Below are 13,758 nucleotides of genomic sequence, written 5' to 3' on the forward strand. Positions count from 1 at the left end.
ATTGACATAGAAAATCACTCAAAAACTTTGTATATTTTCTTTAATAAACATAGAGTTGATAAAGATGTTTTTGCATTTAAGGTGTGTCGACATGGAATAACCACATTGGCTGTATTGATGTAAACAAGATGACGTTGGTTCTCTGTACTCTCCAGGAGAGTGGGCGATACCCCCTGATACAGATCAACGAGTTATTGTCAGGAAGGTCAAAAAAAGGGCAGGCATCAATGCGGGAATAACAGCAGGGATAATTTATATTATATTGATTTTATAGAGTTTTTAGATTTCTCGTAGTAACAGGTGTCAAACAAACCAGCGCGTCTGGGATTCTCGGTAAAAAAAGACGTCACTCGCCCGTAAAACGTGAGCAATGCCTCATAAATACAATAATTCCTAAGCAAATCCCCGGAGACTGATATCAATCAGTCATCCGGGGAGCGGATTATACTGTCGCAGGAACACTCTGCGAATCGTAGAATTTCAACGATTAGAAGTTGTATTTAACCCCTAAACGATAACGGAATTCCATTTCATCTTCTTCGTCCACGGTGTTATAACGCGGTACATAACCGACTTCAGTATAAGGCGTCCATTGCTTATTAATCGGCATTGCCGCCGTCAAGTTGAACAACCAGTAACCGTTGTCACCTTCATAATCATCGTAGTTAGTAAAGCGACGCTCTACATCACCCATAACTGAGAAATGAGAGTTTGCATATCCTAACTCCCAGTTAAACTGGTTATAGTTTTTGTTAGCAACGTTTGGATCTTCATCATTCTGGATACCACCACGCCAGCGAAGGGTTGTCACCCAGTTCTCGTTGAGTTTATAAATGGCTTTAACCTGTGCACGATAGCCAACAAATTTATCACCGTTATCGAGGTTTAACGCTGGCGCTAACGTCAGTTTATCGTTGATGACGTAGTTCTTGCCTAATTCCCATTCACTGCCGCTACCAGAGAAAGAACCGTTACCTTCTTTGAAACCATCACTCTGAACCTTTGTGCTTTCTTCCATTTTACCTTCAACGCTGGCGAAAACACCATTTGGCGCCGTGTGTGAAAGTTTTAAACGGTTAGCTTGTGTCTTACTGTCTTGTTTATACTCGTGGCGATAATCAAGTGTTAATGCCTGAGCACTTGCGGAAGATAAAACTAATGCAATGCAACTCAGTTTAAAAGCACGCGTCATTATTTATTCCTATTTTATTAAACTAAAAACGCACTCCGAAACAATTTCAGAGTAAAAAATAGACTACAAATCAAACAGTACTGGCCGTTACCTAAGAGCAGACAGCACCTGAGTAGAACGCCCCCATGACCTGTTCATGAAAACGTCAAACAAACGGGGAGATGTCATTAAATTGCAATAAAAATTAACAATCGCAGTAATCTTTTGGTTACATTGAAATATCATTAAAACAATTATCTAAAATTAAAAGAACAGCAACCCAAGAAAACAAGAACATCGAACCCTGCAATATAAAACATCATTTCACAAACAAGATCTGTGACTTGTGAAATGATTTTCACATCTCTAAAATTAAACAAATAGGATTATTTAAATAATGCGTACAAAAATACCCCAGGACGTAAAATTACTTATTCAGATAATTAATTTAGAATAATAAATAATTTATTCAGTCATAACGATGAACGCCGCCATTCTCAGAACATTGACGGTTATTCTTTCTGGTATACTATTTGCTCAGTTCCATTAGAAAAATGAAACGATTTAAAAATGGATGCGTTAATTAAAAGATCGGTGGTTGAGGTGTAGCATGAAAAAGCAACCCGCAGGGGAAGTGGTCATCAGGATGACGTTTAATAATGGGATCAGCAGAGCATTAACTGATCGGATTTGCGCCGGAGAGGGTCTGTGAAAACGACGGCCAGATTTCGTTGACCGCCGTAACGTCATTACAGGAGACTGCCTAGTCAGAGAATATCAAAATAAAATGAGCCCCGCCCAGAGGGGACTTCTCAACCCTGATTTGCCCGCCATAACTGTGTACGATTTCAGTCGCCACGGCGAGGCCTATCCCCTGACCGGATGAGCTGTCGGCCCGCACCCCGCGCAAGAAGATCTGTTGTAACTTGTCCGGCGCGACACCGGGACCGTCGTCCTCGACCTCAATCTTCAGCCGATTGTAGTGATGGCTAACGGTCACCTTGATTTCACTGATCGCAAACTTGAACGCATTGTCGAGGAGATTGCCCATCAGCTCCATCAAATCGCCCTGTTCGCCGGCAAAAAAAACATCATCATCAAATAAAAAGCGAGTCTGCAACTTCTTATGCCGGTAGACCCTGGAGAGGTTCGCCAGCAGTTTCTCGATGAGGGGCACCGGTTCCGTGCCTCTGCTGGCGAGGCGCTTACGCCCGGAGACCGCACGACGAAGCTGATACTGGATAATCTGATCCATAATAACTATCTGATCTTCGAGATTGTCATGGCTCTCCCGACCGGACCTGAACTCCTGCGTCGTAATCTGGATCAAAGACAGACGGGTCTTCAGGCTGTGCGCCAGATCGTTCAAAGCATGCTGGTAGCGCTGAGTCTGTTGCCGCTCATTTTCCAGTAGCTGGTTAACCGATTCGGTTAACGGCAGTAATTCCCGCTCGTAATTATGGGAGAGCGCTTCCCGTTTACCTTCCCGGATTTCATCTATTTGATGTGCCATGGTGCGCAGTGAAGAAAGGCTCCAGAAACAGGCGAGCATCAACAGAACACCGAGTAACGAATAAGCCAACAGCGCCTGGCGAATGCACCAGTAAAGATAGGCACGCGTGTGGGCACGAAAGTCGGCGTCGGAGTTGAACATCACCACATAGTAGGTAGTGGGGCCATCACCATGGTTGCGCTGGAAGCGCAGGCTGTAGATAAAGTAACTCTCACCGCTTTTGATGGTGTAATGCTTGAAAAAATAATCCTGAGATAATCCCCCAAGGTAGTTCATCAGATCCTGGCAAAGGGTTTCTTTGGACTTGATCACCTCCGGGATAAACAGGCTCGACCAGCTCAGTTGGCCATCGGCGCGACAGATCAATGTGTCCAGCTCGGGATCGCTGATATCCTGCCGGGTGTTGTCAAAATTCTTGAACCCATGCGAGGCCGGATGCCCGGCAGAGAGGAGTCTGGACAGATTCTCCTGCATGCGGGTACTGACCTTCTGGGACTGCTCTTCGGCGTGCCCCATGTAGAGCACATAGACCGAGAAGGACATCATGAACGCAATGATCAACATGGCGCTCATGATCAGCTTGAAATGGAGGGAGCGAAGGATCAGTTGCATGGGTTCTCGACAGCAGATAAAAAGCTGAATAGTCGTATTCAGTTGCAGGGGATAGTAAAGATGTAACCCTGACGACGAATAGTGGAAATGGGCAGAATAGTTCCTTCTGGATCCAGCTTTTTGCGCAGACGGCTGACCATTACCTCCACGACATTCGGATCCCCCTCGCCATCGCCATAAAGCTGGTCGAGTAGCTGTTGCTTAGAGACGACCTGGAGAGCATTGCGCATCAAATACTCCAGGATCTGATATTCAAAGCTGGTCAGTACGACCGCTTCGCTACCAATGGTCAACACTTTACGGGAGAGGTCCAGTTCATAATTTCCCACCTTCACCCTGGGAGAGATGAAACCAGCGCTTCGGCGCACTAAGGCGTTGAGCCGCGCCAGCAACTCATCTTTCTGAAACGGTTTGACCATATAGTCATCAGCCCCGGCCTCCAGCCCTTCCACCTTATCCTGCCAACTGCCACGGGCGGTCAACACAATGATGGGAAAGGGTATTCGCCGCGCTCTCAACTCACTGATGAGTTGCACACCACTCAGATCAGGTAAACCGAGATCGATAATGGCCACATCAATAGGGTAATCAGCCGCATAGTGCAGTGCTACCCGGGCACGATCTGTGCTGTATACCTGATTGTCGGACTCAGTCAATAAACTGGTTAAATGATGATTAAGCAACTTGTCGTCTTCGACCAGGAGTATTTTCATAAGGCACACACACTTGCAACACTAAAGTTGCCAATTAAAGAATTTAACTTAGGGGGAGTCAATGGAATTTTAATCAAATAATCGAAACGTTGTATCAAAAATATGGGATGCAACTCACATAAAAAAACGAACACTCCTTAAAAAAAGTTATGCCCCTCCCTATTATGTTTTATTGCCAACCCTCTATTTTTACTTTTCGGCCAATAAGTACACCTATTTATTATAAGGATTTACCCTTGAAATGGGACATATGTCTTTTTTCAACGGTATGCGTTATTTTCAATCATGTCGGTAGTTTTACATCTCTATTTAATGGCAAACGTGAGGTCATCGTCGGGTCATAATGATTTCTGCAATGTCGAAATCCAGCATGCTATCAATATCGATAGAGTCATCTTGCTTCATAATGTAGGCGTATGATTTATCGCCATAGATACCGGTTAAAGAACCCACAAATGTTCTGTCAAAAATATAGATAGCCCCATTAATCCGGTAATAGGACTCTAACTCCTGACTTCTCACATTATATTTTTCCTGAACAAAACCAGACATAGAATGATCTGCTGGTAGTTTATTACATAACTGGACAGGATGCTCCATTTCGCAGACAGAAATAACGCTCAACGCCTCCATTTTCTCATACAACGCGTGAGCCTCAACAATATTTGACGCTGTTCGTAGCGGTGATGTCGGTTGCAGTAAGGTGATCGTATTCACGTTTCCCCACTGCGCCTCAACAATCGCAACCATATGAGAAATAACATCATTCGTCGTTGCCGTATCGCTTGCCAGTATAGCAGGTCTTAAACAAGGCACAATGGCACCATAGTGCTCTGCGATATCCGAGATTTCCTGGCAATCGGTACTCACCAGCACCCGATCAAATAATGTACTGTTTAGCGCCGCCTCAATAGACCAGGCGATCATGGGCTTACCGGATAAAACCTTTATATTCTTTCCAGGTAGACGTTTGCTCCCCCCACGTGCTGGGATGATGGCTATTTTCATTTACCACACCAACTGATGAATATCGGCCTGAGCACGATGGAAATCATCCAGACGGCCAATATCTAACCAATATTCGTGAATGGGGAACATCAATACACTGGAGCCATTATTGATATTCGAATCCAGCAGCGCGGGCATATCAATGGATATCCCTTTGGGCACGCTTTTAAGAACCGTCTGGCTCAGCATATAAATACCTGCATTAACGAAATAACGGTGGATCGGTTTTTCTGTCATTTCGATAACTTTTTCGCCATCACAACTGATAACGCCATAAGGTACCTGGTATTCATACTGGCGAATACACATGGTGGCTGCCGGTGAGTGCGTATCATGAAATAGCATGAAACGTTCAAAATCGAGCGAGGTCAGCACATCGCCATTGATCATAATCAGGGGTAAGTCAGGGATGTTGTCGGGTAGCAACCCCAAAGCTCCGCCGGTACCAAGAGGCGTTTCTTCGTGCACATATTCAATATTAACCCCCCAGTGACGCCCGTCACCAAAATAATCCCTGATAATGTCTGGCAAATAGTGGGTTGAAATATATATATTTTTGAATCCGGTTTTTGCAAAACGCTCAACCAGGATTTCCAGCATCGGCTTTCCGCCAATTTTCAGCATCGGCTTTGGACAATGATCTGTCAGCGGTTTCAGGCGCGTACCGAACCCACCCGCCATGATAAAGACAGGATTTTCATATCGCCGATGAGCCGAAGCCGTCTCCCAGGTTTCCAGCCCGACCAGGCGACCATCCTCAGCCACCACCGGAATAGAAAGAATACTGCGCGTCTTCATTTCTGTTAGAACTTCATTTCGGCTGCAATTCATGGGAGAAGTCACCGGGGTGCAGTTCATGACCTCTGCAACGGCAGTGCTCAGGCTCACGTCAGCCAGAATTGCGCGTCTGATATCGCCATCCGTGACGACCCCCAACAGTCTCTCCTGATCATCAACAACCATGGCCACGCGCAGGGCTTCTTCATTGACGATAGACAAGGCATCACGCAGAGAATCCTGGGGTGATAACAAGATCTTTTTCCAATCTTTGCTCATTGCAATATTATCCCTGTTTATTATTCCGCTCGGTCAGATAAGGACGGGCAGGATAGACAATGTGATTTTCAGGCAAATTACGGGTCAAAGTCGCCCCGGCGCCGACAACAGCCTCGTTCCCCAGTTGCAGCCCCTGGACAACGATGGCTCCGCTACCGACATGCACGCGCTCCCCCAGAGTCACGCCACCACATAAAACGGCGCGTGGGGCAAGGTGAGCGTGGCGGCCCACCACGCTGTCATGCTCGACAATGGCACCGGTATTGATGATGCTGTTGTCACCGATCTGCGCACCGCTTTGTACAATGGCACCCGGCATCACCTGTACCCCCTGTCCGAGGCTTGCATGGGGGGAGATAACCGCTTCCTGTGCAAGTACGCAGGCAAAGCGATATCCCTTTTCGCTATAGCGCGAGAAGATTCGGGCGCGCAGTCCGCATCCCGGTAATGAGCCTATCCCGTTGACCAACAGGCATTCTTCGGGGGGGACCGTCATACAGAGCGTCTCGTCCTGCCACAGCGGTAATCCAGCCAACGCCCCTTTTCCGGATGAGTCTGGCGCAACCAACGCAAGGATCGTCTGCCCCTGTCGGGTGAGGATATCGGCCAGTACTGAAGCATGGCCCCCTGCGCCGATCATAATCAGCGGCTTATTCACGGATCAGATCTCCCGCCAGGTAGGCATGGCTTGCTCGCTTGCCGATAACATCCCACCAGGAATAGGGGCTCATGCCCTCGCCGGGTCGCATGATCGCCACGTTCTGCTCATTGAGCACGGTACCCGGTGCGATGTCGCAGGCCGCCACCAGGCTCTTTCTGGCAATGGCTTTGTTTTTCAGCTCACACGGGCGCGGTCCCTTGATGCCATTGCCGAGCGCCACCTCCACATTGCGGATCGCATTGACCATGTCGGCCAGCTCAGACGGTTCCAGTGACGCCTTGTGATCGGGCCCGGCCATCGTTTTATCGAGGGTAAAGTGTTTTTCGATAAGACAGGCACCACGGGCGGCGGCAGCAACAGGCACCGTAATGCCCTCGCTATGGTCGGAGTAACCCACCGGCAGGCCGAAGGCCTGGGCCAGAGTGTCCATCGCGTTAAGATTGATATCAGACATCGGCGCCGGGTATTCGGTGGTGCAGTGCAGCAGCGTCACTTTTTCGCGCAGCGCCGCCTGCCCCTGCGGTGAGGCATAGGCCGCCATAAAGGATTCCATACCCGGCGTTGCATCGTGTTCCCGGATCATGCCAAAGGCGATTACCGCCAGGGCTGATTCCACCTCGGCAAGGGTCGCCATCCCGGTGGACACAATCAGGTTGCAGCCGCTGCGGGCATGCCTGAGGACAAAGGGCGCATTGGTCAGCTCACCAGAGGGAATTTTCAGGGTTTGCAGCTTGATATCGCGGACCAGGAAATCAAGGCTGTCGTCATCAAAGGCCGTGGAAAGAAATCCGATCCCCAGCGCTTCGCAATGGCGGATGAGGCTAAGATGCGCATCAAAAGAGAGCTCTAATCGGGAGAGCATGGCGAGCTGGCTTTCCGATTTCCCCGTATTGGTCGTCTGATAATCGGCTTGCCGGGCATTGCCGGTAACCAGTTTATCTGCCCTGAACGTTTGAAATTTCACGATGTCTGCACCGGCCTGATGAGCAGCATCGACAAGCGCATGGGCCAGGGACTCGTCCCCATTATGATTGACGCCGGCCTCGGCGATAATGCGGATCATTGGGGTAAACTCCTGGCGATATCATGAAAAGCTTTGGCTGATGTCAGCGGATAACGACGCAGTACCGCCACAATACGGGCGCTCACATCCCCCGTGCCATACGGGTTGGTAAAGGCACTGGCGGGAAGAGGACACAGCGCGTCGTTGATGGCAGACGAAATAGAGGCGCTATCGGGCTGGCAATTCACCACGCTGGCAGCCGCCATTCTCCCCTTCTGCCGCTGCCCAATATTCACCGTTGGCACCCCGAGCGAAGGAACTTCGATGATGCCGCTGGAAGAGTTGCCTATAACGGCAGCGCAATGTTTGACCGCACTGAGGTATCGCTGGTGGCCCAGGGAAGGGATAGCCAGCACCCGCTCTGGCTGTAACGCCGCATAGTGCTCAAGTAACGGAATGAGTTGTCGCCCGCCATCATCCGCGTTGGGGTACGTCACAATCACCTGGTAGTCAGGATAATCATCCAGCGCGTTCAGCAATGCCTGAAAGCTCTCTACCGCAGGCTCTGAAAAAAGTGTGACGGGATGGTAAGTCACCACGAAATAGGGTTTGTCGAGCGCGAACCCGAGGGATGCGCTCAACGCATCCCTGGACATCAGCGGTGTCCTGTCGATGTGATCAAGCCCCACGGCCCCCAAATTGAACACGCGCTCAGGCGCTTCTCCAAGCTGGATCACACGCTGACGATAGGCGTCATTGGCGGTGAAATGGAGATAACTTAGCTTGGTGATCGCATGACGAATGGCATCATCGTAAGCGCCTTCGGTAATTTCACCGCCATGCAGGTGCGCCACGGGAATTCGCATGATCATCGCCGCCTGTGCCATCGCCAGCGCCTCGTAACGATCCCCGAGGATCACCAGCACATCCGGCGTAAGTCGTGCCAGGACATCGGCCATGCCGATTAGCGCAAGCCCCATGCTTTTGATGACGCCCACCGCAGTGTCAGAAGAGAGCAGCATCTCAACGCGCTCATCTATCTGAAAACCATCTTGTTCGATCTGCCGGTAGGTCAGTCCAAATTCGGGTGACAAATGCGCGCCGGAAACCACCGTTTTCAGTTCCAGATCGGGAGCCGCAGCGATCTCTTTCATCAACCAATAGAGCAACCCATACTCCGCCCGGGTGCCGGTAAAGACAGCAATTCGTCTCATTGCGTCAGACCTCAACAGGCGAACTGGGCAGGTTAATCACCCGGCTTTCAAGCCACTCAGAGACCTTCAGTTCGCCGCGAAACGCACCGGCAAACATCGGCAGTCGATGCATGAGTTTCCAGACGGGGCGAGTCATCACGCCACTGGCGTTGGTTTCTGTCAGCAACGCGTCACGCTGGGTCTCGCTCTCGCAGATGATGGCATTGAGCCAGTAGTTGGAACTCGCGTATCCCGGTTCCCGTACAAACTGACAATCCTGCCCCTGGAAGAATGCCGCATAGTGCTGTGCTAATGCCCGTTTCTGTTTCAGGAACGTCGGGAGTGCTTCCATCTGAGCGCACCCCAGCGCAGCATTGAGGTTCGGCAGGCGGTAGTTAAACCCCGGTTCATCGTGGAAAAATTCATAAGGATGGGGCACCTTCGCCGTCGTTGTGACATGCCGGGTATGAACGCCCTGCTCTACACGCCGACATAACACCATACCGCCGCCGCCCGTGGTGATTATCTTGTTGCCGTTGAAACTGAGGGTGCCAAACTCGCCCACCGTACCCGTATGTTGGCCCTTGTAGAAGGATCCCAGGCTTTCAGCCGCATCCTCGATCAGGATCAGGTGCCATTGCTGGCATAGCAGCAGTAATTCATCCAGTTCAGCAGGGTGGCCGAAGGTGTGCATCGGCACAACCGCCTTGATACGCTGCCCCGTTCGCTTGTGGTAGCACCCCAACTCGGTCAGAACAGCATGCTCTTGTAGATACGCCTCAACAGCTCGCGGGCAGAGGCTCAGACTGGTTTTCGAGACATCGACAAATACGGGTTGCGCGCCCATGTGGTAAAGCGCATTGCAGGTTGCCACAAACGTCAGGGCCTGGGTGATCACCAGGTCGTTTCGCTTAATACCGGCCATGTATAAGGCGGCGTGAAGCGCAGCCGTTCCGTTGACGGTCGCAACCGCACGCGTACTGCCGGTAAACGCCTCTATCCGGCGTTCAAATTCACCGACATAGTTACCCACGCTGGACACAAACGAACTCTCAATCGTGTCCGTGACGTTAATGCGTTCCTTTTCAGAAAAAACTGGCGCATGCAACGGGATAACCCCATTGGTTTTATATATATCGCGAATAAACGCGACCAGACGGGATGATTGCATTTGATCCACCTTACATCTTTGCATCTAGGTACTTACCGGTTTCCTGATGACCGAAATCGGGTATCACCTCGAAGAAAAGAGAAACGATCTCCTCCTTGCTCCATCGACGATTTGCTCTCATCGCAGCAATTTTTTGCTCAAAGACGTCCAGCAATTCTGACGGGTAAATGGGGGCATTTTTAATCACACCGATACGGTTGAATCGCGCCATATCCAGTATTTCTTTTTCCGTAAAGAACTCTTCGAACTCTTTTTCGCCCGTCGTATCGCTGGTGGTGAACAGGCAAGGCCAACGCCCCTGCTCCGGCAATGTTCTTGCAAGCTCGCGCGCCTCATTTTCATCCCGACAGAGATATGGCTCATATCCCCGCTGTTGGAGGTATTTGGCGGCGATCTCCGCAAAGGTGATGAGATGCTGCTCTTCGCGCAATTTAGGGAAGAAAATGTCTCTGTTTTCACCAAAAATGCAGGACATCAAACACAGTTCACCGGCTTCCTGCGGGGTCACGAAATAGCGTTTTATATCGTTCGGGGCCACGATCGGTTGATGCTTCTGCAGCCTCTGATTAAAACCGTGAAGCAGGGAACCATCTGAGAACGCCACATTGGCAAAACGCGCGGTAGAGATACTGATTTGTTCGCTTCTGCGCATCAGGAACATCTCCATAATCCGCTTGGAGGCCCCCATCATATTGACGGGGTTGGCCGCCTTATCGGTGGACACGCAAAAGTATTTTTTAACGCCTGCCGCAATAGACTGTCGAAGTGTCTTGTCAGTATTGAAGACGTTGACGTCGATCATTCTCATCAGGGTGTACGGATCTTTTTCACTGCGTACATGCTTGAGGGCAGACAAGTTGAGAACATAGTCATACTGGCCATCGGCCTCGATAAACGCGTCATACTCGAGAGAACCGATATCCAGGGCAAAGGTCTGAAAATCCCCGTCGATATAACCCAGTGAACTGCGGATATCACGAACCAGTTCGACGATGTTGTTTTCACTAATATCAACAACATGCAGTTTTTTGGGCTGGCGTTTAAAAATCTCCCGGGTGACGGCCTGACCGATTGAGCCTGCACCGCCTAAAACAAGAAAGCGGGACCGGGAAACGTGCCTATCCAGCGCGGTTCCAACATCGCCGATGTCCTGAACAAACAAGGCGTCAGTTCGCCCAATGAGGGGAAGTATTGAAAGCATGGTGATTCCTGGCAAAAATTGTCATGTGTTTAACTCAACAGCCCACATCCCGTTCCGGGCAGCTTATTTACGGATCTCTATGACCCGGCCCGTGTCATCCTGACGTTGCCTGATGCTGGTTTTCTCTGTATCGCCTTCCCGCAACCACCCCAATGCGCCGTTTTCAGTCACATCGTCCAGCACACCGCAGCGAATAGTCTCTGTGCCGTTCTGCAACTCAGCGCCTTCGGAATAGCGTTTACCGTCGAAGTAACAGGCACGTTCGCTGAGAGTGTCGGTATTAATGTTGAATTCAGTCCGGTTCGCCACCGCCTGTGCGGACAGCAGCGATAACAGCGTGAACATCAGGCGCGTTCTCATCGATTTCCTCACTTCACATTAGAATCACATATTTCTTCTGGGCATTAAGGATCCCCAGAATCATCTGCTGCTGAGTGCCCTGACTGCCCACGGGGCTATACTCCGTCCAGTGATAACCCCAGGTATGCAGGTCTTCCCGCCCCGCAGGTACGGCGAAACAGTCGAAACGGAAGTCCGCCTCTTTGATTGCTGCGAGGGTAAATGCCTGCAGATCTTTGCGTGTTACCGTGTTCATGTGCTCGCACACCGCGGTAAAGTCCGGGCTCGTCTCATCAATCGCCAGGATGCACGGGAACCCCATCCGAATCAGATTGTCCAGGCTCTTCTCCAGAGCGACGAACTCATCCGGGTGGCTGATATAAAAACCCAGCACCAACTTCTTCTGCGGCAATGTCAGACCCGATCCGCGCTTGATATCATTCATTGCCCTCATCCCCGCTAAAGACTGGCTGGTGTATTTATCCCAATACGGATAAGGGATTTCACCGCGTCGATAGAGTTCGCTGTAGAGCACAATCTGCCGTTCATCCACGATACCCAGCAGCAGCGCCAGTCGTTGCAGGGGCCACTGGCGCAACGCCACGTCGCGCGGCACGTTTTTCTCAGGCGGCGCGAGAATGAAGGGGATCTGCTCCTTGCTCAGGCTAAGATGGGTGCTGGACATAAAGCCGCAGATGCCCCGAAAAGGGGTCTTGAGCATTAGCAGCAATTCCATCGGCATCGACGCAGGGAGAGGAATAAGCCGGGGATGTTGGCGAACAATATGCTCATTTACGATGTAACCTGCCGGATGCCCCTTAAAGAGCAAAGCCGGCTTGCCGCGAATATAAAGAGGAGAACCCTCCTTGCGGATATGCTTGAGTAAATCGTGATGGAGTCGGATGATCCCGCGCGCGGCCAGGCCTTGTGCGTCCTGAACGTTTTGCGACGTTCCCAGCACGATGATCGCATCCTCGCACCCGGCCAGCTGCTCCTCCAGGGATGCCCTGTCAACCCCAACGGCACGGAACAACCACGCCTGCTGATGGGGGGCCAACAAATCAAAATCCCCCCAGTCGGTCCGCTCCATATGGGGGAGCAGTTCGTCGGCCAGCGATTTTAAGGCGGGCAAGCGGGTCATAATGTCAGGTCGTACCATGTGGTAGCGGGTAGGATAGAACCGGTGCCACCCCTGCCCCACGATTATCTTGTCTTGTCCCGGACCACTAAAGCCGACGCTACGAGGAGATTCATAGAGATAGCTCTCAAGGCGAGACAGTATCGCTTCCCGTTGGGTCAGCCGCTCCGGTTCATCGCTTAACTTGAGCAACTCACAGTAGTCGAACGTTCCATCTTCATAGAGATGCAGCATCCGCACCGGATATTTGAGAAAGTGCAGTGCGTTAAGCAGCGGTGCCAGCGCATCCGAGCTATAGATAAGATTGGAGTGAATCTCAACCTCGATGCACCCATGCTGCTCGCACAGCGCAATCAATCGCTCGTAAACCCCAATGACAGGGGCGATGCCCTGCTTAAAATGCTGATGGCGCGGGTGCAGCTGTTCGCCATCCTGCAAGGTCGAACGTCCCCAGGTAGTGAGGGACGTTGTGTGCTCTTCTTCGCTATGACGGCAAAAATGAAGCAACTGTTGCAACATGGGCATCGTAAAGGGATCGAGATAGATCCGCACCAGATGGGGGAGAGGTTGAGTCATCACACTTTTCTCTGTCTTCGCTGACGTTCACGGCATTATTGTCTGGTAAAAAGCAAATACCGTGCCAACAATGAATCATCCTCCGACGTCCCTAATGCTGGTCAGTTAATCGCTGGCAAACCGAAAGCCTGAGGTATTTATCCAGAAGAAGTAGCATGCTGGTTTCGCGAAGGGTTCCGTTCACTTCATGTTCTTCGCTTCTCTGGCATTTCATGCCCCGTGAACGGGTTAAGGGTGCTATCGCCGCACCCTTAACAATCCCGGCTCCCGGCAGGAAAATTGCCGCTTTGCGGTCTCCCTCCGTTTATTCCTCCAGGCGACCGGGGCGGGCGTGAAGTGGTCTACTTAATTTGGACACAGCCAGAGGTTCTTTGTCTTTCCATCTCGGTGGGTGTCAACCCAC

General features: G+C 50.7%; 12 protein-coding genes. All 12 read right to left on the reverse strand.

Annotated elements, in window-relative coordinates; genetic code table 11:
• Window positions 1–487 precede the first annotated feature (487 nt).
• Window positions 488–1,192 (reverse strand): oligogalacturonate-specific porin KdgM family protein, encoded by a 705-nt coding sequence (locus tag AC07NP_RS21260; RefSeq protein ID WP_494661643.1) that lies wholly within the window; start codon window positions 1,190–1,192, stop codon window positions 488–490.
• Window positions 1,193–1,934: 742 nt separating this feature from the next.
• Window positions 1,935–3,296, reverse strand: coding sequence for an ATP-binding protein (locus tag AC07NP_RS21265; RefSeq protein ID WP_494661644.1), 1,362 nt, complete (start codon window positions 3,294–3,296; stop codon window positions 1,935–1,937).
• A gap of 38 nt (window positions 3,297–3,334) precedes the next feature.
• Window positions 3,335–4,009: a response regulator gene (locus AC07NP_RS21270; protein ID WP_203358750.1), complete on the reverse strand. Its 675-nt coding sequence runs from the start codon at window positions 4,007–4,009 to the stop codon at window positions 3,335–3,337.
• 327 nt (window positions 4,010–4,336) lie between these two features.
• Window positions 4,337–5,017: an acylneuraminate cytidylyltransferase family protein gene (locus AC07NP_RS21275; protein ID WP_494661645.1), complete on the reverse strand. Its 681-nt coding sequence runs from the start codon at window positions 5,015–5,017 to the stop codon at window positions 4,337–4,339.
• Entirely contained in the window at window positions 5,018–6,073 is a 1,056-nt protein-coding gene (locus tag AC07NP_RS21280) for a nucleotidyltransferase family protein (RefSeq protein WP_494661646.1), read from the reverse strand. It abuts the gene before it with no gap.
• 7 nt (window positions 6,074–6,080) lie between these two features.
• Entirely contained in the window at window positions 6,081–6,731 is a 651-nt protein-coding gene (locus AC07NP_RS21285) for an acetyltransferase (protein ID WP_494661647.1), read from the reverse strand.
• Window positions 6,724–7,797: an N-acetylneuraminate synthase gene (neuB, locus tag AC07NP_RS21290; RefSeq protein ID WP_494661648.1), complete on the reverse strand. Its 1,074-nt coding sequence runs from the start codon at window positions 7,795–7,797 to the stop codon at window positions 6,724–6,726. The genes AC07NP_RS21285 and neuB overlap by 8 nt, the downstream gene beginning before the upstream one ends.
• Window positions 7,794–8,951, reverse strand: coding sequence for a UDP-N-acetylglucosamine 2-epimerase (gene neuC / locus AC07NP_RS21295; RefSeq protein WP_494661649.1), 1,158 nt, complete (start codon window positions 8,949–8,951; stop codon window positions 7,794–7,796). Before neuC ends, neuB begins: the two co-directional genes overlap by 4 nt.
• 4 nt (window positions 8,952–8,955) lie before the next feature.
• Entirely contained in the window at window positions 8,956–10,101 is a 1,146-nt protein-coding gene (locus tag AC07NP_RS21300; protein WP_494661650.1) for a LegC family aminotransferase, read from the reverse strand.
• A gap of 10 nt (window positions 10,102–10,111) precedes the next feature.
• Window positions 10,112–11,302, reverse strand: a complete 1,191-nt coding sequence (locus AC07NP_RS21305) for a UDP-N-acetylglucosamine 4,6-dehydratase (protein WP_494661651.1) — start codon at window positions 11,300–11,302, stop codon at window positions 10,112–10,114.
• 63 nt (window positions 11,303–11,365) lie between these two features.
• Window positions 11,366–11,662 carry a DUF1496 domain-containing protein gene (locus tag AC07NP_RS21310; RefSeq protein WP_494661652.1) on the reverse strand — a complete coding sequence of 99 codons (297 nt, stop codon included), beginning with the start codon at window positions 11,660–11,662 and terminating at the stop codon, window positions 11,366–11,368.
• Window positions 11,663–11,675: 13 nt separating this feature from the next.
• Window positions 11,676–13,355 carry a hypothetical protein gene (locus AC07NP_RS21315; RefSeq protein ID WP_494661653.1) on the reverse strand — a complete coding sequence of 560 codons (1,680 nt, stop codon included), beginning with the start codon at window positions 13,353–13,355 and terminating at the stop codon, window positions 11,676–11,678.
• Window positions 13,356–13,758 lie beyond the last annotated feature (403 nt).

It is taken from the genome of Citrobacter sp. GW821-FHT07H02 (assembly GCF_059418505.1).